Raw genomic sequence first — 20,551 nt, 5'->3', positions numbered from 1 at the left:
CGACCTCGTCCGGTCGCGCCGCGCAGTGCGCTGCCGGGACGGTCACGGCCAGGTCACGGTGCCGGTACCGTGACGCCGTGGCGAGCGGAGCGGTGCGGGTGACGGGGAGCGCCGCCGGTGGCCCCGGCTCCCCGGCCCGGCCGGTGGTCGGCGTCGGCCGGCCGCCGTGGTGGCTGGTGCTCGTCTCCGCGCTCGTCGCGGCCGGCGTCACCGTCGACCTGCTCGCCGGTGGCCGGCTGGAACGGCTGGACGTGGCGGTCTCCGAGCAGGTCGGGTCCTGGGGTCTGCGCGACTCCGCCGCCTACTGGCCGGTGTGGGTGTTCACCCAGGCCGGCGGGCGGGTCACCATCCTGCTGGTGCTCAGCGCGCTGGTGGGCTGGCTGTTCTGGCGCCACCGCACGGCGGCCCCGCTGGTCCGTGTGCTGCTGGCCCTGGTGCTGCTCACCGTGGCGGTCTACGCGTTCAAGTGGGGCACCGGGCGCACGGCCCCGGCCTATCCGGGCTCCTACTTCCACCGGGGCGGCGAGAGCTACCCGTCCGGGCACGTGGCCAACGCCGTGCTGATGTGGGGGGTGGCCCGCTGGCAGGTCGTCCAGTACGGCCTGCCCGCCCGGCTGCAGCGCGCGGCCTGGCTGCTCAGCGTGCTGGGGCCGTTGGCGACAGGAGTGGCCATGGTGGCGTTGAACTTCCACTGGGTCACCGATGCAGTCGTGGGAGCGGCCGTCGGCATCGTCCTCTTGGGCGTGGTTCATGCACTCGACGCATTCGTGGTGTCACGCTGGGTCCGTGCCAGAGTGGGCCGGCCGCACGCGTAGCCGCGCCGGCCGCCGTTGCCTGGCGGACGGGGCGCTCCTCGCCGTGCCGGTGGCGGTCCTGCTCGCGTTCTTGCCGGCGTCTGCGGCGCTCGCCGAGGGGGCCGCGCCGAGCACGCGCTGCACCATCACCGACCCGCGGCTGCCGGAGATCTCCGGCCTGGCCAGCGCGGGGGAGACGCTGCTGGCGATGAACGACGGCGGCGACCGGGCCGAGGTGTTCATCCTGGACGCCGCGTGCGCCGTCGCCGAGGTCCGGTCGGGGAGCGTCGACCCCTACGACCCCGAGGACCTGGCCCTGGGCGCGGACGGCACGTTGTGGCTGGCCGACATCGGGGACAACAACGCCGCCCGGGAGACCGTCGCGCTGATCGGGCTGCGCCCCGACGGCAGCACCACGCTGACCAGGCTGACCTACCCCGACGGGGCCCACGACGCCGAGGCGCTCCTGCTGGCCCCCGACGGCACGCCCTACCTCGTCACCAAGGAGGTGCTCGGCTCCTCCGGTGTGTACCGCCCCGATGCGCCGCTCGCCGACGGCGCCACGGTGTCGATGACCCGGGTGGTCGGGCTGGGCTTCACCCTGACCGGCACGCCGGGCGGGCCGGTCGGCCGGGCGGGGCAGTTGCTGGTGACCGGGGGAGCGGTCTCGGCCGACGGCCAGCGGATCGCGCTGCGCACGTACACCGACGCCTACGTCTGGACGCTGACCGGTTCCGATGTGGCCGGTGCCCTCTCCGGCGCGCCGGTCCGGATCGCGCTCCCGGAGTCCCCGCAGGGCGAGGCGATCGCCTTCGCGGCGAACAACCGTGACCTGCTGGTCGTCAGTGAGGGGCTGCCTGCGCAGGTGGCACTGGTCCCCGTGCCCGGTGAACCGGCTCCAGGCAGCCTGGCCGAGGCGGCGCCCAGCGCCGGGCCGGCCGGCGAGCTGGTGACCGCGGCCCGGGGAGTGCCCCCGGTCACGGCCGGCATCATCGCGGCCGGTGTCGCCACCGTGTTCGTCTGGATCGGCGGGAAGGTCCGCCGCCGGCGGGAGTGACCCGGCCGCCGGCGGGAGTGACCCGGCCGGTGGCGGGAGGGGCGCGCCCGTCCCGCCGCCGGCCGGATGCCGGGGTCAGACCCGGCGCAGCACCGTCACGACCCGGCCGAGGACGGTCGCGTCGTCGCCGGGGATCGGTGCGTAGGCCGGGTTGTGCGGCAGCAGCCACACGTGGCCGTCGCGTCGCTTGTAGGTCTTGACGGTCGCCTCGCCGTCGATCATCGCCGCGACGATCTCGCCGTTCTCGGCGGTGGGCTGCTGGCGGACCACGACCCAGTCGCCGTCGCAGATCGCGGCCTCGATCATCGAGTCGCCGGCGACCTTGAGCATGAAGAGCGTCCCCTCGCCGACCAGCTCGCGGGGCAGCGGGAAGACCTCCTCGACCGCCTGCTCCGCCAGCACCGGGCCACCTGCGGCGATGCGGCCGACCAGCGGCACGTAGGTGGGCGCCGGAACGCCCGCCTCGTCGACGCCGCTGGCGGAACCGGCCGCGGCGAGCCCCTCGACCCCGGCGCCGGTGCCGACCGTCGTCCCCTGCTCACCCGGCAGTCGCACGTCCAGCGCGCGCGGCCGGTTCGGGTCGCGGCGCAACCAGCCCTTGCGCTGCAGCACCGACAGCTGGTGGGCGACCGAGGAGGCGGAGGAGAGGCCGACCGCCTCGCCGATCTCGCGGACCGAGGGCGGGTAGCCCCGGCGCTCGATGGAGTCGCGGATGACCTCGAGCACCCGGCGCTGCCGCTGGGTCAGCCCGTCGCCGGCCTCCCCGCGGTCGGGGAACTCGCGGACGGCCGCACCGCCGGTGCTCTCCGCGGACTCCGCCGCAGCCGGCCCGGCCGCGCGCTTGCGCCGACTGGACCCCTGCCGACTGGACTCCTTGCGCTCGTCCGCCGTCCGGCCGTCGACCGCCATCTGTCCTCCTCGTCCGGCTGCGCACGCAGCTGCCCGGTGGCGTCGCCCCCGGGAGGGGGGCGGGCGCCGTCGTGGTCTCCCTCCGCACGGTAGCGGCTCCAGCGCGTCTGTTCAAACACCTGTTCGAATCCGCGCCGTGTCGGAGTCCTCCTGTCGGTGGGATGCGGTAGACATCGCACAGACGTTCGAATCGAACAGGCGTTCGAGACGGTGCCCGAGGGGGCGTCCGTCGGAAGGAGTGCACCGATGGTCATCGCCGAGTCCCGGAGTGGGAGCGCCGCCGCGCCCGCGCCGTCCCGCCCGTCCCTGCGCCTGGTGCCGCCGCCCGCGGCCGGGTGGGTGCCCGGGGGAGAGGTCGGGCCCCGCCTGGGGCGGCGCCCGTCGGTGCGTCCGGGCGGGCGGCCGGTGGCCTCCTCCGGGGTCGCGGACGTGCGGCTGGTCCGGGGTGGTGGCTGCTGGCCCGCTCGCACCGCCGCCTCGCTCCCCCCGGGGCAGCGCGAGGAGCCGCTGCCGCTGCGGCTCACCCGCCGTGGCCGGCGCGTGGTGGCGGCGCTCTCGGTGGCGATCGGTCTGGTGGTGGCGGCGGGCACGCTCGCGGTCGTCGTCGACGCCGAGCCCGCGCTGCGGCTGGCCGGCGCCAGCACGGTCGTGGTCCAGCCCGGCGACACCCTGTGGTCGATCGCCGGGAACGTGGCGCCGGACGAGGACCGGCGCGCGGTGGTCGACGCGATCCTCGACCACAACGGCCTGGACGACGTGGTGCTGCAGCCCGGCCAGGTGCTCGAGCTGCCCTGACCTGCGCCTCGGCCTCCCGAGGGACCTCGGGATGGGGCGGATGGGTGCTCGAGCGGCAGGCGGGTCAGGTGCGGAACACGACACGCGCGGCAGGGCTTGCACACCAGTAGGGGTGGCCGTACGGTTCCACCACAACATCTAGTGCTTACACGGATGTAAGTCGTCCACAGCCGTTCCACACGTTCTCCCCGGCGCATCCACCGGATGTCCCCCGAGCAGTCCACAGGAACGGTCCACGGGCCGGGTGTCCCACGGTGTCACAGCACCGCGGTGATCCCGGCCGCGACACCTCGGGAGGAGGTGGACCGGCAATGCGTTGCCCCTTCTGCCACAACCCCGACAGCCGCGTCATCGACTCCCGGGAGACCGATGAGGGCGCGACCACCCGCCGGCGGCGTTCGTGCCCCGGCTGCGGACGGCGGTTCACCACCGTCGAGGAGGCCGTGCTCGCCGTGGTGAAGCGCAGCGGCGTCAGCGAGCCGTTCGCCCGCGGGAAGGTGATCGCCGGTGTCCGGCGCGCATGCCAGGGTCGGCCCGTCGACGAGCACCAGCTGGCGCTGCTGGCCCAGCAGGTGGAGGACGCCGTCCGGGCCACCGGTTGCGCCGAGATCCCCAGCCACGAGGTGGGCCTGGCGATCCTGGGTCCGCTGCGCGACCTGGACGAGGTCGCGTACCTGCGCTTCGCCAGCGTCTACCGGAGCTTCAGCTCGGCCGCGGACTTCGAGAAGGAGATCGCCGAGCTGCGCGCCGCCGTGAACGCCCGCGCCGGTGGGTCACCCGCCGGCGACGACGGACCGCCGGGCGCGCCCGCCGGGTCCTGAGCCCGCCGGCCCCAGAACTGTCACACCCCTCGACTACACAGGTCTCGACGAGGAGACCGCACCGCACCACCCGGCTCCGGCACCCGCCGGCTTCCCCAGCCGCTCCACCCGCACCGCCGCTCAGCTCGACACCAGAGCTCGACAACAGGGAGCCCTCGCACGATGACCGAGACAGCCGACCGCCTCGCCACCACCCGGAACCGCCGCAGCCCGAAGGCGCCCACCCGGGGCAAGGGCCTGAAGGTCAAGCGCGTCTTCACCACCGCCGGCGTGCACCCCTACGACGAGGTCGTCTGGGAGCGGCGCGACGTCGTCATGACCAACTGGCGGGACGGCTCGATCAACTTCGAGCAGCGGGGCGTCGAGTTCCCGTCCGAGTGGAGCATCAACGCCACCAACATCGTCACCACCAAGTACTTCCGTGGCGCGGTCGGCAGCGCGCAGCGCGAGACGAGCCTCCGCCAGCTGATCGACCGGGTCGTGCTGACCTACGGCGCGGCCGGCCGTGAGCACGACTACTTCGCCTCCGAGGGCGACGCCGAGATCTTCGAGCACGAGCTCACCTGGATGCTGCTGCACCAGGTGTTCAGCTTCAACTCGCCCGTCTGGTTCAACGTCGGCACCGCCTCGCCGCAGCAGGTCAGCGCCTGCTTCATCCTCGCGGTCGACGACACGATGGACTCGATCCTGAACTGGTACCGGGAAGAGGGCCTGATCTTCAAGGGCGGCTCCGGCGCCGGCCTGAACCTCTCCCGGATCCGCTCCTCCAAGGAGCTGCTCTCCTCCGGTGGCACCGCCTCCGGCCCGGTCTCCTTCATGCGTGGTGCCGACGCCTCCGCGGGCACCATCAAGTCCGGTGGCGCCACCCGCCGCGCGGCGAAGATGGTCGTCCTCGACATCGACCACCCCGACATCGAGGAGTTCATCGAGACCAAGGCGCGCGAGGAGGACAAGATCCGCGCGCTGCGCGACGCCGGGTACGACATGGACCTCGGCGGCAAGGACATCACCAGCGTCCAGTACCAGAACGCCAACAACTCGGTCCGGGTCAACGACGAGTTCATGCGCGCGGTCGAGGAGGGCACCGAGTTCGGTCTGCGGGCCCGCGGCGACGGCTCGGTCATCGAGACCGTCGACGCCCGTGAGCTTTTCGGCAAGGTCACCAAGGCGGCCTGGGAGTGCGCCGACCCGGGCATCCAGTACGACGACACGATCAACGACTGGCACACCAACCCCGAGACCGGGCGGATCAACGCGTCCAACCCCTGCTCGGAGTACATGAGCCTGGACAACAGCTCGTGCAACCTGGCGTCGCTGAACCTCATGAAGTTCCTCTCCGGCGACGGCACGTTCGACTCGAAGAACTTCGTCAAGGCCGTCGAGCTGATCATCACCGCGATGGACATCTCGATCTGCTTCGCCGACTTCCCGACCGACCCGATCGGTGAGACCACCCGGGCCTACCGGCAGCTGGGCATCGGCTACGCCAACCTCGGCGCGATGCTGATGGCCACCGGCCACGCCTACGACTCCCGCGGCGGGCAGACCCTGGCCGCGGCGATCACCTCGCTGATGACCGGCACCGCCTACCGCCGTTCGGCCGAGCTGGCCGGTGTCGTCGGCGCCTACGACGGCTACGCCCGCAACGCCGAGGCCCACGCCCGGGTCATGCGCAAGCACGCCGCCGCGAACGACGCGATCCGCCCGGTCGGCGCCGACGACGCCGACGTGCTCAAGGTCGCCACCCAGCAGTGGCAGGACTGCCTGGCCATCGGTACCGAGAACGGCTGGCGCAACGCGCAGGCCTCGGTGCTGGCCCCCACCGGGACCATCGGCTTCATGATGGACTGCGACACGACCGGCATCGAGCCGGACTTCTCGCTGGTCAAGTTCAAGAAGCTGGTCGGCGGCGGCTCCATGCAGATCGTCAACCAGACGGTGCCGCGGGCGCTGAAGAGCCTGGGCTACCAGGAGGAGCAGGTCGAGGCGATCGTCGAGTACATCGCCGAGCACGGCCACGTCGTCGACGCCCCGAGCCTGCGGCCGGAGCACTACGAGGTCTTCGACTGCGCGATGGGCGAGCGTGCCATCTCCCCGATGGGCCACGTCCGGATGATGGCCGCGGTGCAGCCGTTCATCTCCGGCGCGATCAGCAAGACGGTCAACATGCCCGAGTCGGCGACCATCGAAGAGGTCGCGGACATCTACTTCCAGGGCTGGAAGATGGGCATCAAGGCGCTGGCCATCTACCGCGACAACTGCAAGGTCGGCCAGCCGCTGTCCGGTGGCAAGGGCAAGAACGACGGCACCAAGGCCGAGGTCGCGGTCGCGGAGACCGCGCCCGCCGCCACCGCGCTGGCGCACCCGGTGCGCAAGCGGCTGCCGAAGAAGCGCACCAGCATGACGACGTCGTTCAGCGTCGCCGGCGCCGAGGGCTACATGACCGCGGGCATGTACGAGGACGGCAGCCTCGGTGAGGTCTTCCTGAAGCTCGGCAAGCAGGGCTCGACCCTGGCCGGGGTGATGGACGCCTTCTCGATCGGCATCTCGATCGCGCTGCAGCACGGTGTGCCGCTGGAGACCTACATCCAGAAGTTCACCAACATGCGCTTCGAGCCGGCCGGCATGACCGACGACCCGGACATCCGCATCGCCCAGTCGGTGATGGACTACATCTTCCGTCGCCTGGCGCTGGACCACCTGCCGGTGGACAAGCGGTCGAACCTCGGCATCTTCAGCGCCGAGGAGCGGGCTGCCCAGGTCGCCGGCTACGACACCTCCGCCGCCACCCCGCAGGTGGCCGAGGAGGACGAGGTCGACGTCGAGGCGATGCGCGGTTCGGTGCCCACCGAGGCCCCGGCGAAGGCCGAGACGGAGCAGGTCGTCAAGGAGTCGCCGAAGCAGGCGATCAAGGAGGCCCACTCCTCGGCCGAGCTGCTGGAGCTGGTCACCGGCACTGCGACCGACGCACCGCTGTGCATGACCTGCGGCACGAAGATGCGCCCCGCCGGCAGCTGCTACGTCTGCGAGGGCTGCGGCTCCACCAGCGGCTGCAGCTGATGACGACGCTCGCCGGATGTCCTGCGGAATCTCGCGGGATGTCCCGGCGAGCGGGCCGGGAACGTCACTGCGGCCTGCGGTGACGTCTCGTGTCAGGGCCAGCGACCCGCGGGACCTCGCCCAGTAGCTCGAGCCGCCCGGCTCTCGTCGCCGCCCCGGCCCTCGTCAGAGGGCCGGGGCGGTTCCCATTGTGGGAGCCATCTCTGCCCGGTACCGGCTTCAGCTCGGTCTCCACCGAACCCGGTACCTGGCGGGCGACGGTCCGCTGATCGCGGACGGCGGCTCAGCCGCAGCCTGCTGCGCGCGTCAGCCCGGTGGCGTGAGCGCCCAACCGACCCGGTTCCCGGCGCGGCAACCGGGTACGGCCGAGGCGTTCAGGCAGCAACCTCGAGGAGGACGTCCATGCGCGTGGAGGACCTGTCCGGGAACGACGCCACGGTGTACCAGGCGGTGGCCGAGCTGGAGGACACCAACTCGGCGCCGCATCTGCAGGACATCGCCAGACGGGCCGACCTCGATGCGGAGGAGACCCGCGCGGTGCTGCACCGGCTGATGAACAGCGAGCCCAGCCTGGTGCACGAGACCCCCGACCCGAGCCGGACCGAGCTCGGACCGGTCTACGAGCTGGCACCCCGCGGCACCTGAGCGGGGCACGGCACCTGAGCGGGCGCCGCGCGTGAGCCAGCGTTGCGGGTAGCCGACGAGCACCCGGGTAGCCGACAGGGCCGCCCGGACCGCTACGTAGCAGTCCGTTCGGCCCTGTGGGTCCGGCCTGTCCTACTCGGTCGTGCGGGCCTCTCCGGTCACCCGGTCCTGCTGCGGGTCGCGGGATGGCTGCGCGATGCCCGGCTTGCTGTCGTAGCGGGCCTGCTCGGCGGCCTGCCCGGGCACCGGGCCGGGGCCCTCGTCCACCCGCAGCGACGACACGACCTCGCCCTCGTTGCGGTAGTCGACCGGCGGGATCGCCCGGATCGCCCGCAGTACCTCCTCGGTGGCGCCCTTCTGCTGGGCGGCGGCCACCAGGTCGTCCTTGCCGGCGGGGTAGTCGACGTCGCCCAGATGCCGCAGCACCTCGTCCTGGGTCACCTGCTGAGCCACGCTGCCATCTCCCTTCGTCGAGGTCGCCCCGTGCCGGGGTCGCGGTCTCCCGGGCGTACCCGGGCGCGGTCCCGGTACGCCCGGGAGCCGGTCCACCGGCAGCAAGACGCCGCGGAGCTCGGGAGGGGTGGGGCGTTGCGGGTCAGCCCGCGTGGGCGGCGCCGACGAGCAGCTCGACGGGGTGGCCCACGGAGGAGGCGGCGACGGTCAGCACGCTGGGGATCCGGTGCAGCCGGGCGGTCACCAGGTCGACCTCCTGCGGCGACGCCAGCAGGTCCAGGCTGACCGTCCACCGGCCGCCGCCGGCCTCTTCCGCCTCCAGGCGGGTGAAGATGTGGTTCCGCCCGGTCAGCATCGTGAGGACGCGTTGCAGGGCGACGGCGTCGGTGACGGTGACCCGCAACCTGGCGGCGTCCGTGGTGGCGGCGCGGTAGCTGGTGGGCGGGCTGGGGTGCGTGGACATGGATGCCTCCGGGCCGGAACGGCCCTGGTCAGCGGGGGGAGCGACCTCGAGGGTGTGTCCACGGACCCGCCGGCGCGAGGATCAGTCGCCGGCGAGCCCGCACGGAATCAGCTGCCCAGCCACGTGAGGAGGCTATCCGCCGCCGGGAACGGGGACAAGCGCCCGCTCGCGCCACCGGCGGGACGCGCCGCCGGCCGCCTAGGCTGGCCGTCGATGAGCGCCGGCGAGCGGAGCGGACCGTCCCACGACACCGGTCCCCAGCACACCGCGCCCGCCGAGGAGGCCGGCGCGGTCCGGGTCGACCCCGCGCTCGAGCATCCCGCCACCGAGCAGCCCTCCACCGACGAGCCCTCAGCCGGGCAGCCCCCGGCCGGGGAGGCCCCACCCGACGGGTCGACGACCGGTCGCCCGGGCGGGAGCGGAGGCAGCTCGGCTGCGGCACCGCGGCGGGGGCGGCGCCGGCTCGTGCTGTCGGCGGTGAGCGGGGTCCTCGCGCTGGTGCTCGGGCTGGGCATGACCATCCAGATCCGGCTCAGCAACACCGACGACCCGCTCAGCACGGCCACCGAGGAGGAACTGGTCACCATCCTCAACGACATCGACGCCAACGAGGAGCTGCTGCGCCAGCAGCTCGCCGAGAGCCGCCGCACGCTGGACGACCTGACCGACGACCGGTCGGAGTCCGACAGCGCCCTCGAGCAGGCCCGCGAGCGGGCCGAGGCGATCGCCGTCCTGACCGGAGCCGTCCCGGTCCGCGGCCCCGGCATCCGGTTGTCGATCATCGACCCCGAGGAGGAGATCGACGCCGCCCTGCTGCTGGAGGCGGTGCAGGAGATGCGCGGCGCCGGCGCCGAGGCGATCCAGCTCAACGGCGTCCGGGTGGTGGTCTCCACGGCCCTGGTCGACACCGCCGACGGGGTGCTGGTCGACGGCGAGCGGATCAGCAGCCCGTACTCGCTGCTGGCCATCGGCCCGGCCGAGGACATGACCCGCCTGTTGAGCACGCCCAACGGGGTGCTCAGCGACGTCAGCCGCGCCGACGCCACCGCCCGGATCGTGGAGGAGGACGACATTGCCGTCGACGCCCTCGTGGGCAGCCCGGTCGACGACTGATCCGGTCGTCGGTCCCGCCGCTCAGCGGCGCCTCTCCTGCCGGCGGATGGCCCGGCGCAGCATCAGCCGGTACCCGACCAGCAGCACCGCGTTGCCGAGCAGCAGCCACAGCCCGAGCAGCACCGCGGTGGCCAGCGAGCTGGTGCCGTACCGGTCGGAGAAGTCGGCGAAGAACTGCAGGTACACCAGGTAGCCGGCGGTGGTGAGGGCGACCAGCCCGGCCGCGATCAGCGCCCCGACGGCCACGTCCTGCCACCGGGTGTCCCGGAGCTGGAAGAGCGCGTAGACCAGGGCGATCACCAGGGCCAGCACCGCGAACGCGCCCAGCCCGAGCAGCGCGGTGAGCGCCCAGCCGGTGCCGAACAGCCGCGGGACGACGTACAGCGCGGCGAGGGCGGAGAACACCACCAGCGGCAGCACCGCGATGAGCACCAGCGCCAGCAGCCGCCCCCGCCAGCCCCGGATCTGCCGCTCGGACTCCGGGGCCACCTGGGTGAAGGCCCGGGCCAGCGCCGCACCGTATGCGGTCGCCGGCCAGGCGGCGGAGACCACGGCGAGCGGGCCGGCCCGGGCGGCGATGTCGATCAGCGCGCGGAGCACCTCACCCACCGGCAACTGGTCCGGCGTCTGCCCGTCCACCTGGCTGCCCAGCCCCTCCAGGGCCGACTCGTCGACGAAGGCGCCGGCGATCCAGAAGGCGATCAGCACCATCGGCGGGATCGAGATCATCGCGTAGAAGGCCAGGCTGGCGGCGACGGTGAAGAACTCCGGGCCGCGCACCCACCGGCCGAACCGCAGCACCGGGGCCGGCAGCGCGTCCCGGGTGCGGTGGTACCGCCGCCGGGCCCGCGCCAGCGCCTGCCGGACGCGGGGGAGACGTTCGAGGGAGGTCATCCCCGACCGGCTACCCGGGTGGGCGCGCCCGGCAATCCCGGGCTCACGTCAGGCGATCCCGGGCTCAGCAGGTCGGCCCGTCCTCCTCCGGACGGGCGATCGGCTCGACCGGTGGGGTGGTCGAGGCGACGGCGGGGCGGTCGGCGTCCGCCGTCTGGCCGAACCACTGGGTGGCCCAGACCCCGCCGTCCGGCCCGCAGTGCACCCCCACGCCGAGCCGGTTCCAGCCCGGGTTGAGCACGTTGACCCGGTGGTCGTCCGACCGCATCCACCCGGCGTGGATCGCGCCGGCCGGCACCGGACCGGTGGACTGGAAGATGTTCTCCCCGACCGAGACGAAGCCGGACAGCTCGTCGCCCTGCAGCACCTCGCCGACGTCCTGGTGCTCGAAGTCGCCGCTCTCGGCCATCTCCGTGCTCCACTGCTCGGCCACGTCGGCCAGCGTGTCGTTCCAGGCCACGGGCTCCAGCCCGCGGGCCTCCCGCTCGGCGTTCACCCGGTCGAACACCGCGCGCGCGATCCGCTCCTCCGCCGGGGCGGAGGAGTCGCCGGCCGGGGCGGACTGGGGCGGGGGCGCCGAGCCCCCACCGGCGGGGCGGGTGTCGACGGCGACGCACCCGGTCGCACCGACCAGGACCGCGAGGACGAACAGCAGCGGGCGGACGGCGTTCATGTGCACCGCCTACCCGGGCCGGACGGCCGCATCACCCCACGCGTCAGAGGTCACGAGACCGACATGGACCCGGGACGGTCAGCGGTCGCCCGAGCGCACCGGTCGGCCGGGCAGCGCCCCGGTCTGCAGCTCCCCGTCGCGGACCACCGGCGTCCCGCCGACCAGCACGTGCCGGAACCCCGTCGACGGCGCCCCCGGCGGTCGTCGGCGTCCGTTCCCCGGTGGCCGGGTGGGTCAGCTGCCGCGGGCCGATCCCCGTGACGGACAGGGGCGTCACCCGCTGGTGTGCCCGGCGACTCGGTCAGGTGCGCTGCCGGGGCGCCGCATCCCGGCGGGTGTGCAGGGGTAGCGGGCGCGCATGACCGAGAACAGCGAGCAGCCGGGCGGTGGGCAGCACCGCGTCGCCGTCGTCACCGGGTCGGAGTCGGGCATCGGCCGGGCGGTCGCCGTCGCCCTCGCCGAGTCCGGCCACGACGTCGGGATCACCTGGTACCAAGATCGGGCCGCGGGCGAGGAGACCGCCGAGCAGGTGCGGCGCACCGGCCGGCGGGCCGAGGTGCGGCACCTGGACCTGACCCGGCTGCCGGACGCCGCGGGCGTCGTCGACGAGCTGGCCGACGCCCTCGGCGGGCTGGACGTGCTGGTCAACGACGCCGGCACCGGTCACATGTCGACCATCCTGGACACCGACTACGACACCTGGCGCACGGTGCTCGCCACCGACCTGGACGGCGCCTTCCTCTGCCTGCAGCGGGCGGCCCGACGGATGGTCGACGCCGGCCGCGGGGGCCGGATCGTCAACATCACCAGCGTGCACGAGCACCTCCCGCGGGTGGGCGCGGCCGCCTACTGCGCGGCCAAGGGCGGCCTGGGCCTGCTCACCAGGGTCGCCGCGCTGGAGCTCGGCGAGCACGGCATCACGGTCAACGCCGTCGCCCCCGGGGAGATCGCCACCCCGATGACCGGGCAGGAGGACGAGGACCCGACGGCGCCCGGCAAGCACCGCCCCGGCATCCCGGTGCCGCGCCCCGGGGACGCCCGGGAGGTCGCCGCCACCGTCGCCTTCCTCGCCTCGCCGGCGGCCGGCTACGTCACCGGCGCCTCCTGGGCGGTCGACGGCGGGATGATGCAGATGGGCCCGATGGCCGGCTCGCACCTGGAGTCCGACACCTGGCGCCGCCCCTGACCGCTCAGCGGAGGAGGCCGGCCACCACGGTCAGCAGCTCCAGAGCGGTCTCGCGCATCCTGCCCGCGGGGTCGTGGGCGGGGTCGTAGGCGGCCAGGGTCGCCGATCCGATCCGCACCCGCTCGGCGGTCTGCCCGACCACTCGCTGCACCTCGGCGGCGGTGAGCCCGTCGGGCGCCGCGAAGCCGTTGGCCGGTGCGATGGAGGGGTCGTGCACGTCCAGGTCGACGTGCAGGTGAACGACGTCGACCCGGTCGGCCAGGTCGACCAGGGCGGCTCCGGTGACCCGGGCGTCCCGCGCGTCCCGGGGTGGCAGCCACCGCGGCCCCGACCGGCGCAGCGCATCGGTCTCGGCCGGGTCCAGGTCCCGCGCGCCGATCAGCACGACCCGGTCCGCCGCGAGCGGGGCGAACCCCGGCACGGTCGCCGTCGCCGCCGTCCAGCACCGGCCCAGGGCCATCGCCAGCCCCTGCCCGTCGAGGAACCCGCGCGGGTCGACGTCGGGGGTGTTGAGGTCCCCGTGCGCGTCGAGCCACACGAGGCCGACCCGTTCGCCGCCGCCGGTCAGCGCGGCGAGGGCGCCGATGGTCGCGCTGCAGTTCCCGGACAGCACCACCGGGTGTTCGCCGGCGGCACGGGCCTCCGCCGCCCGCACGGCCACCGCGCGCTGCAGCTCGAAGCCCGTCCGCAGCTCGGCCCGCCACTCCGACCCGGGATGGACGACCTCCTCCCGGACGGCGTGCCCGCGGACCCGCAGCCGCTCGGCGGCGCCCGCGCCGGAGAGCACGCCGGGGCCGGCACCCATCCGGGCGTCGTACCGCCCCGAGTCGTACGGGACCTGGAGCAGGCGCAGCGCGGCGGGCACAGGCGGAGTCTGCCCCCGTCACCGAGCGGGCACCATGGCCGCCGTGGACCTCGCCGACGTCGCCGACGAGCTCTACGGCGTGCCGCCCGGGGAGTTCGTCGCCGCCCGCACCGCGGCCCGGGACCAGGCCCGCGCCGCCGGGGACAGGCAGCTGGCCAAGGACGTCGCCGCGCTGCCCAAGCCGACCACCGCGGCCTGGGTCTGCAACCTGCTGGCCCGCCGCGCACCCGACGAGGTCGACCAGCTGGTCGAGCTCGGTGAGCTGCTGCGTTCGGCCCAGGCGGACCTCGCCGGCGACCAGCTGCGCGAGCTGGGGCGCCGGCGGAACCAGGTGGTGGCGGCGCTGGCCCGGCAGGCGCGGGGCATCGCGCACCGGGAGGGGCACGACGTCAGCAGCGCCGTCGCCGAGCAGGTCGAGGCGACCCTGCGGGCGGCGATCGCCGACGCGGACGCCGGCGCCGCGCTGCGGGGCGGCCGGCTGACCACGGCGCTGTCCTACACCGGCCTGGGGCCGGTGGATCTCTCTGCCGCGGTCGCCGGACCGGCGCGGCCCGCCCCGGCGCGGCCGCCGAGCAGCTCCCGGACGCTCGGGCAGGCCGAGGACCGGCGGGGGGCCGAGGATCGGCGGGAGGCCGAGGAAGGAGCCCGGCGGGAGGCCGAGGAACGAGCCCGGCGGGAGGTGGCCGAGCGCCGGCGCCGTGAACTGGCCCAGGCCGAACGCGACGCCGAGGAGGCCGCCGCCGTCGCCCGGGACGCGGCCGCGGCCGCCGAGGACGCCGAGCGGGAACTGGCCGGGGCCACCGACCGGCAGGAGCAGCTGCGCGCGCGGGTCGAGGAGCTCACCGCCGCGCTGCACCGCGCCGAGCAGGAGGCCGTCGCCGCGGGCCGCGCCGTCCCCGACCGCGTGCGCCGCCGGGACGCGGCGGCCCGCCGGGCGGCCACCGCGGCGGCCATCGCGGAGCGGGCCGGCGAGCGGGTGGCGCGGCTGCGCGGGGAGGCCGACGACGGCTGACCCGGTGCCGCCTCAGCGAACGCCGGGCTCGGGCGTGCGGCGGGCCCGCTTCTGCAGGTAGAGCGCGGTGTCGGCGCGCCGCAGCAACGCGCCGAGCGAGTCGCCGTCCTGCCGGGTCGCCGTCCCCACCGACCAGGTGGCCACCGCGCCGTCGCGCAGCCGCTCCAGGATCTCTCCCGCCCCGACCGGGTCGGTGTCGGGCAGGCACAGCACGAACTCGTCGCCGCCGTGCCGGCCCAGCAGGTCCGACGTCCGGAGCCGGCTGGACCAGGCCTCCGAGAGCCGGCGCAGCAACGCGTCCCCCGCGTCGTGGCCGTCCCGGTCGTTGATCTCCTTGAAGCCGTCCAGGTCGAGCACCGCGACGGTCAGCGGCGAACCGGTGCGGTGCGCCCGCGCCAGCGTGCGGGTGGCCTCGGCCTGCCAGGCCCGGCGGTTGGCCAGGCCGGTGAGCGGGTCGGTGGCGGCGATCGCCCGCAGCCGCCCGCTGAGCTGGGCCTGCGACTCGGTGAGCGCCAGTGCGGTGACGCCGGTGATCAGCCATGGCAGGACGAACCCACCCGGGGCGGCGGCCACCGCGCCGGTGGTCACCACCGCCAGCGCGGTGACCACCTGCACGCGCGCTGCGCGCAGCGAGGCGAAGTGCGCGGCGTAGGACCCCAGGGCGATGACCATCGGCCCCAGCCCGACGATCCCGACGGCGGTCGCCGACCGCCAGGCCAGCAGCCCGGTGGCCACGGCGAGGAGCACCAGCGCGGCGTGCACCACGACCACGCCCACCCGGGAGGCGGCGACCCACAGCGCCGTCCCGATCAGCAGGCCGGTGACGCCCAGCACCACGTTCAGCGCGACCGGGGCGGCGGGGGACATCGGCCGCACCGCCGCGGCCAGGCAGAACGCCCCGCCCACCAGGAACAGCGTGGCCAGCAGCACGACCCGGACGGGTCGTCCGCGCAGCACCGTCCCGCCGTCCATGACGGGGGACTGTCGACCAGCACGGGCCCGGCGGCAAGGGGGCGCGCCCTCGCGCTCACCCGGAGACGGGAGGCCGTCCTACGGTGGAGCGGTGTCCCTGCCCCGACTCCACGCTGCTTCCGGAGGACGGAAGACCGCGATGGACGGAGCCGGTGCCGGGTGGCAGAACCGTTCCGAGACGCTCGACGACGAGATGAGGACTCCCATGGCACGGCTCGAGGACGGCACCGCACTGCTCGGGAACGGCGCATGGCGCGGCAAGATCTGGACGGGGGCGTGGACCGACGGCAGCGGTGGCACGTACACCGCCGTGGAGCCGGCCACCGGCGCGGAGCTCGGTGAGGTCGGCCAGGCCACCCCCGCCGATGTGGAGAAGGCCGGTGCGCGTGCCGCCCAGGCCCAGCGGGAGTGGGCGGCACTGCCGTTCGAGCAGCGCGCCGCGGTGCTCCGCCGCGCCGGTGACCTGCTCACCGAGCACGCCGCGGAGATCAAGGAGTGGCTGGCCCGGGAGTCCGGGGCGATCCAGCCCTTCGGCGACTTCCAGGTGCACACCACCGCGCAGGAGTGCTACGAGGCCTCCGCGCTGCCCAGCCACCCCTACGGCGAGCTGCTGCGAAGCGGCTCCCCCCGGTTGTCGTTCTCCCGCCGGGTGCCCGCCGGGGTGGTGGGGGTGATCGCGCCGTTCAACGTGCCGACCATCCTGGCCATCCGGGCGATCGCCCCCGCGCTCGCGCTGGGCAACGCCGTCGTCCTCAAGCCCGACCCGCGGACCGCCATCTGCGGCGGCGCGATCTTCGCGCGGGTGTTCGAGGAGGCGGGCCTGCCGGCCGGGGTGTTCCAGGTGCTGCCCGGTGGGGCCGACGTCGGCCAGGCGCTGGTCACCGACCCGGCGGTGCGGGTCATCGCCTTCACCGGCTCGACGAAGGCCGGCCGGGCGGTGGGCGCACTGGCCGGTCAGCACCTCAAGCGGGCGCACCTGGAGCTGGGCGGCAACTCCGCGCTGATCGTGCTGGGCGACGTCGACGTGACCGCGGCCGCCTCGGTCGGCGCGTGGGGCACCTTCGCCCACCAGGGACAGATCTGCATGGCGACCAGCCGGCACCTGGTGCACGAGTCGATCGCCGAGGAGTACACCGCCATCCTGACCAGCAAGGTGGAGAACCTCCCGGTCGGGGACACCTGGCGCGACCAGGTGGCGCTCGGCCCGCTGATCGACGCCACCCAGCGCGACCGCGTGCACGGACTGGTCACCGCGAGCGTCGACAGCGGCGCCACGGTGCGCACCGGCGGCACCTACGAGGGGCTGTTCTACCGCCCCACCGTGCTCGGCGGCGTGCCGGTCGACTCCCCGGCGTACCAGGAGGAGATCTTCGGCCCGGTCGCCCCGGTGACGTCGTTCTCCTCGCTCGAGGAGGTCGCGGCGCTGGCCGCCGGTACCGAGTACGGGCTGAGCCTCGGCATCCTGACCCGCGACGTCTACGCCGGGCTGCAGCTGGCCGAGCGGATCCCCTCGGGGCTGGTGCACATCAACGACCAGACGGTGAACGACGAGGCGGTCGCGCCCTTCGGCGGGGTGGGGGCCTCGGGCACCGGCTCCCGGCACGGCGGCCCGCAGGCCAACATCGAGGCGTTCACCGAGACCCAGTGGGTGACCGTGCGCGGGGACCTGCCGGCCTACCCCTTCTGACCCCGGTACGGCGACGGCCCGGTCACCGCAGCTGCGGTGACCGGGCCGTCGTCGGCTCAGGCGGTGGTGCCGGGCGTCAGGCGGAGTCGCGCCCGGTGACGTCGACCGGCTCGCCGGTGTGGCGCTTGCCGCCGGTCTTGGAGACCTCGAAGTCCGGGCCCAGGTGCTCCAGCGCCAGCCGGCCGTAGACCTGCTGCTGGGTGCCCACCCGCTGCGAGCGGCCGCGGCCCAGGAAGCTGACCGCCCAGTGGACGACGGTGCTGAACCGGTTCTTGAAGCCCACCTGGTACATCAGGTGCACGACCAGCCACAGCACCCAGGCGATGAAGCCGCCGAACTGGAACTTCCAGGTGTCGGCGACCGCGTGGAAGCGCGAGATGGTCGCCATGCTGCCCTTGTCGAAGTAGTGGAACTCCGGCTTGGTCGGCCGGCCGGCGACCCGGGCGGCGACGGCCTCGGCGGCGAACCGGCCACCCTGGATGGCGACCTGGGCCACGCCGGGCAGGCGGTTGAGCGACATCATGTCGCCGACCACGTGCACCTCGGGGTGCCCGGGGAGGGTCAGGTCCGGCTGGACGGAGATCCGGCCGGCGCGGTCGACCTCGGCGCCGGACTGGTCGCCGAGCATCTTGCCCAGCGGGCTGGCCTGCACGCCGGCGGCCCAGATCTTGGTGGCCGCGTTGATCCGGCGCTCGTGGCCGTCGCCGTCCTTGACCACGATGCCGTCGGCGTCGACGTCGGTGACCATCGCGCCCAGCTGGACCTCGACGCCGATCTCGTTGAGCTGCTTGTGCGCCTTCTGGCTGAGCTTGTCGACGAACGGGGGCAGCACCTTCGGTGCGGCGTCGACCAGGATGACCCGCGCGCTGGTCGGGTCGATCCGGCGGAAGTCGTGCCGCAGGGTGCGGCGGGCGAGCTCGGCGATCTGGCCGGCCATCTCCACCCCGGTCGGGCCGGCGCCCACGACCACGAAGGTGAGCAGCCGGTCGATCTCGGCCGGGTCGGTGGCCAGCTCGGCCAGCTCGAAGGCGCCGAAGATGCGGCCGCGCAGCTCCAGCGCGTCGTCGATGCTCTTCATGCCGGGGGCGAACTCGGCGAACTGGTCGTTGCCGAAGTAGGACTGGCCCGCGCCGGCGGCGACGATGAGCTCGTCGTAGCCGTGCACGGTGGTGCGGCCGAGCACCGTGGAGGTGACGGTCTTCGCGGTCAGGTCGATGTCGGTGACCTCACCGAGCACCACCCGGGCGTTGTCCTGGTTCTTCAGGATCTCCCGGGTGGGCGGGGCGATCTCGCCCTCGGAGAGGATGCCGGTGGCGACCTGGTAGAGCAGCGGCTGGAAGAGGTGGTGCGTGGTCTTCCCGATGAGCGTGACGTCGACGGGCGCCTTCTTCAGGCGCTGGGCGGCGAAGAGACCGCCGAACCCGGACCCGACGATGACGACGCGGGGTCGCTGTCCGGTGGACGGGGTTGCGGTGGTCACACTGCCTCCTGATGTCGTCATGATGACTCATCCTCCCACTGCCCTGTTGCTGCCGGTCGGCACCCCACGCCGGGGTGCCCCTGCCGGGGCATCCGAGGACTCATCAGGATGAGCAGCGAGGGCGTGCCGGGTGTTCCGGGGCCCGGTGTGGTCTGGGTCCCTGGGCTGGGACTGGACTGCCGGTCCTCGGCGCGGGTGCGCGGCCGCATCGGCGGGGCCGTCGTGCACCTGCCCGGCCTGGGCCGGCGGGAAACGGTACCGCCCGCACCCGTGCTGGCGGGCCAGCTCGCCGACCGGCTGCCGGCCGGGCGGGTCGTCCTGGTGGGCCACTCGCAGAGTTGCGGCGTCGTGGTCGCGCTGGCCGAGCGGGACCCCCGGGTGGCCGCGGTCCTGCTGCTGGGGCCGACCCCCGACCCGCGCACCCGGCGGCTGCGGGTGCTCGCCGCACGGTGGGTGCGCACCGCCGTCCACGAGCCCTGGTGGCAGGTGCCGCTGCTGCTCGTGCAGTGGGTGACCACCGGGCCGGTCCGGATGACCGCGGTGTGGCGGCGGACGTCGGGGGAGCGGCTCGACCAGCGCCTGCGCCGGGTGCCGGTGCCCGTCGTCGTCCTGCGGGGCAGCCACGACGCGCTCTGCCCGCACGACTGGGCGCAGGTGCTGGCCGGGGCCGCACCGCGCGGCCGGCTGGTGGAGCTGCCCGGGGCGGCGCACATGACGCTGCAGACCCACCCGGGCGAGGTCGCCGCGGTGCTGGCCGACCTCGTCCGGGCGGTCTCGGACCCGGGGTAGTGCGGAGCTAGGCGGCGACGGCGTCGCGGGCGCGCGCGCTGACCGCGCCGGCGGTGGCGGCGGCCCGGGCCAGTGCCCGGTTCTCGGCCACCGCCAGCTTCGCGCCCTTCCGGCCGGCCCGGCGGCTGCCCCGGTGCGCGGTCCTGCCGGCGGTGCGGCGGGCGGTGCGCCGCGCCGCGGCCCGCTCGGACCGGCCGGTGAGCGCCTCGGTCAGCAGGCCGAGACCGATGCCGAGCATCCAGACGTCCTTGGCGATCGTCAGCCCGTCCTGCGTGGGGGCGACGCTGCGGCCGGGCTTGGTCATGCCGGGGGTGCGCAGGTACAGCCCGACCAGGCCACCGGAGAAGCCGGTCAGCGCGGCACCGGCGACGGCGGTCGGGACGAACGGGGTGAGCAGCGCGACGCCGAGGACGACCTCGGTCGTGGACAGCGCCTTGGCGAAGGTGGCCGGCTGGACGCCCTTGAGGAACGGGTAGGCGCCGGCGGCGAAACCGTGCAGCCCGGCGGCGGTGTCGCCGTCGACGCTGCGCTTGCCCAGGCCGGAGTTGAGGATGAACGCGCCGGTCGCGATGCGGGGTGCGATCTCGGCGGGGGTGATGGGCAGGCGCATGGGGACCTCACTGGCGACGGGGGATGCTGCAGTGCTCAACATCATCGTCGCCGTCCGCCCGTCGCACCGCGACCGGGGCGGGGACGCCGAACGGGCCGGGGGGGGGGGGGGGGGGGGGGGGGGGGGGGGGGGGGGGGGGGGGGGGGGGGGGGGGGGGGGGGGGGGGGGGGGGGGGGGGGGGGGGGGGGGGGGGGGGGGGGGGGGGGGGGGGGGCGGGGGGGGCGGGGGGGGGGGGGGGGGGGGGGGGGGGGGGGGCGGGGGGGGGGGGGGGGG

At 74.6% G+C, this 20,551-nt stretch carries 20 protein-coding genes; 11 read left to right on the top strand and 9 right to left on the bottom strand.

Annotation, left to right across the window (positions count from 1 at the left end):
* Nucleotides 1-77: 77 nt before the first annotated feature.
* Entirely contained in the window at nt 78-815 is a 738-nt protein-coding gene (locus tag ACI79U_RS14740) for a phosphatase PAP2 family protein (protein ID WP_457070824.1), read from the top strand.
* Nucleotides 787-1,851, top strand: coding sequence for a hypothetical protein (locus tag ACI79U_RS14735; protein WP_457070822.1), 1,065 nt, complete (start codon nt 787-789; stop codon nt 1,849-1,851). The genes ACI79U_RS14740 and ACI79U_RS14735 overlap by 29 nt, the downstream gene beginning before the upstream one ends.
* 75 nt (nt 1,852-1,926) lie before the next feature.
* Here ACI79U_RS14735 and lexA read toward each other — a convergent pair whose 3' ends face one another.
* Nucleotides 1,927-2,760, bottom strand: a complete 834-nt coding sequence (gene lexA, locus ACI79U_RS14730) for a transcriptional repressor LexA (RefSeq protein WP_457070820.1) — start codon at nt 2,758-2,760, stop codon at nt 1,927-1,929.
* A 246-nt stretch (nt 2,761-3,006) separates the two neighbouring features.
* On the opposite strand from lexA, the gene ACI79U_RS14725 reads away from it, so the two are divergent.
* The 4 genes from ACI79U_RS14725 (at nt 3,007) to ACI79U_RS14710 (ending at nt 8,081) form a co-directional block, all read left to right on the top strand.
* Nucleotides 3,007-3,555, top strand: coding sequence for a LysM peptidoglycan-binding domain-containing protein (locus tag ACI79U_RS14725; RefSeq protein WP_457070818.1), 549 nt, complete (start codon nt 3,007-3,009; stop codon nt 3,553-3,555).
* Between the two features lie 311 nt (nt 3,556-3,866).
* Nucleotides 3,867-4,376 (top strand): transcriptional regulator NrdR, encoded by a 510-nt coding sequence (nrdR, locus tag ACI79U_RS14720; RefSeq protein WP_457070816.1) that lies wholly within the window; start codon nt 3,867-3,869, stop codon nt 4,374-4,376.
* Between the two features lie 162 nt (nt 4,377-4,538).
* Nucleotides 4,539-7,436, top strand: a complete 2,898-nt coding sequence (locus tag ACI79U_RS14715; protein ID WP_457070814.1) for a vitamin B12-dependent ribonucleotide reductase — start codon at nt 4,539-4,541, stop codon at nt 7,434-7,436.
* 402 nt (nt 7,437-7,838) lie between these two features.
* Nucleotides 7,839-8,081 carry a hypothetical protein gene (locus tag ACI79U_RS14710; RefSeq protein ID WP_457070812.1) on the top strand — a complete coding sequence of 81 codons (243 nt, stop codon included), beginning with the start codon at nt 7,839-7,841 and terminating at the stop codon, nt 8,079-8,081.
* 132 nt (nt 8,082-8,213) lie between these two features.
* Here the strand turns inward: ACI79U_RS14710 and ACI79U_RS14705 are convergent, their stop codons facing one another.
* Nucleotides 8,214-8,534, bottom strand: coding sequence for a DUF2795 domain-containing protein (locus tag ACI79U_RS14705; RefSeq protein WP_457070810.1), 321 nt, complete (start codon nt 8,532-8,534; stop codon nt 8,214-8,216).
* A gap of 142 nt (nt 8,535-8,676) precedes the next feature.
* The gene (locus tag ACI79U_RS14700; protein WP_457070808.1) at nt 8,677-8,997 is read right to left on the bottom strand and encodes a hypothetical protein; all 321 of its coding nucleotides are present in this window, start codon (nt 8,995-8,997) and stop codon (nt 8,677-8,679) included.
* Between the two features lie 213 nt (nt 8,998-9,210).
* On the opposite strand from ACI79U_RS14700, the gene ACI79U_RS14695 reads away from it, so the two are divergent.
* Entirely contained in the window at nt 9,211-10,110 is a 900-nt protein-coding gene (locus ACI79U_RS14695; protein WP_457070806.1) for a DUF881 domain-containing protein, read from the top strand.
* Between the two features lie 21 nt (nt 10,111-10,131).
* Here the strand turns inward: ACI79U_RS14695 and ACI79U_RS14690 are convergent, their stop codons facing one another.
* Together ACI79U_RS14690 and ACI79U_RS14685 are read right to left on the bottom strand one after the other, a co-directional pair.
* Nucleotides 10,132-11,004 (bottom strand): YihY/virulence factor BrkB family protein, encoded by an 873-nt coding sequence (locus tag ACI79U_RS14690; RefSeq protein ID WP_457070804.1) that lies wholly within the window; start codon nt 11,002-11,004, stop codon nt 10,132-10,134.
* A gap of 64 nt (nt 11,005-11,068) precedes the next feature.
* A complete protein-coding gene (locus ACI79U_RS14685) occupies nt 11,069-11,677 on the bottom strand; it encodes a CAP domain-containing protein (RefSeq protein WP_457070802.1) in 609 nt (202 codons plus the stop codon).
* Nucleotides 11,678-12,035: 358 nt separating this feature from the next.
* Between ACI79U_RS14685 and ACI79U_RS14680 the strand changes: the two genes are divergently transcribed.
* A complete protein-coding gene (locus tag ACI79U_RS14680; protein ID WP_457070800.1) occupies nt 12,036-12,863 on the top strand; it encodes an SDR family oxidoreductase in 828 nt (275 codons plus the stop codon).
* Nucleotides 12,864-12,867: 4 nt separating this feature from the next.
* On the opposite strand, the gene ACI79U_RS14675 is transcribed toward ACI79U_RS14680, so the two are convergent.
* Entirely contained in the window at nt 12,868-13,728 is an 861-nt protein-coding gene (locus ACI79U_RS14675; protein WP_457070798.1) for an arginase family protein, read from the bottom strand.
* Nucleotides 13,729-13,762: 34 nt separating this feature from the next.
* Between ACI79U_RS14675 and ACI79U_RS14670 the strand changes: the two genes are divergently transcribed.
* Nucleotides 13,763-14,740 (top strand): hypothetical protein, encoded by a 978-nt coding sequence (locus tag ACI79U_RS14670; protein WP_457070796.1) that lies wholly within the window; start codon nt 13,763-13,765, stop codon nt 14,738-14,740.
* Nucleotides 14,741-14,752: 12 nt separating this feature from the next.
* On the opposite strand, the gene ACI79U_RS14665 is transcribed toward ACI79U_RS14670, so the two are convergent.
* On the bottom strand, nt 14,753-15,712 hold the full coding sequence (locus tag ACI79U_RS14665) for a diguanylate cyclase (RefSeq protein WP_457070794.1): 960 nt from the start codon (nt 15,710-15,712) through the stop codon (nt 14,753-14,755).
* A 205-nt stretch (nt 15,713-15,917) separates the two neighbouring features.
* On the opposite strand from ACI79U_RS14665, the gene ACI79U_RS14660 reads away from it, so the two are divergent.
* On the top strand, nt 15,918-17,399 hold the full coding sequence (locus ACI79U_RS14660) for a benzaldehyde dehydrogenase (RefSeq protein WP_457070792.1): 1,482 nt from the start codon (nt 15,918-15,920) through the stop codon (nt 17,397-17,399).
* Nucleotides 17,400-17,475: 76 nt separating this feature from the next.
* On the opposite strand, the gene ACI79U_RS14655 is transcribed toward ACI79U_RS14660, so the two are convergent.
* Nucleotides 17,476-18,879 carry an NAD(P)/FAD-dependent oxidoreductase gene (locus ACI79U_RS14655; RefSeq protein ID WP_457070790.1) on the bottom strand — a complete coding sequence of 468 codons (1,404 nt, stop codon included), beginning with the start codon at nt 18,877-18,879 and terminating at the stop codon, nt 17,476-17,478.
* A gap of 108 nt (nt 18,880-18,987) precedes the next feature.
* Between ACI79U_RS14655 and ACI79U_RS14650 the strand changes: the two genes are divergently transcribed.
* Nucleotides 18,988-19,668 (top strand): alpha/beta fold hydrolase, encoded by a 681-nt coding sequence (locus tag ACI79U_RS14650; protein ID WP_457070788.1) that lies wholly within the window; start codon nt 18,988-18,990, stop codon nt 19,666-19,668.
* A gap of 7 nt (nt 19,669-19,675) precedes the next feature.
* Here the strand turns inward: ACI79U_RS14650 and ACI79U_RS14645 are convergent, their stop codons facing one another.
* A complete protein-coding gene (locus tag ACI79U_RS14645; RefSeq protein WP_457070787.1) occupies nt 19,676-20,278 on the bottom strand; it encodes a hypothetical protein in 603 nt (200 codons plus the stop codon).
* Nucleotides 20,279-20,551: the final 273 nt, after the last annotated feature.

The organism is Modestobacter sp. SYSU DS0904, assembly GCF_054051115.1.
This window is presented reverse-complemented; position numbering and strand designations above follow the sequence as displayed.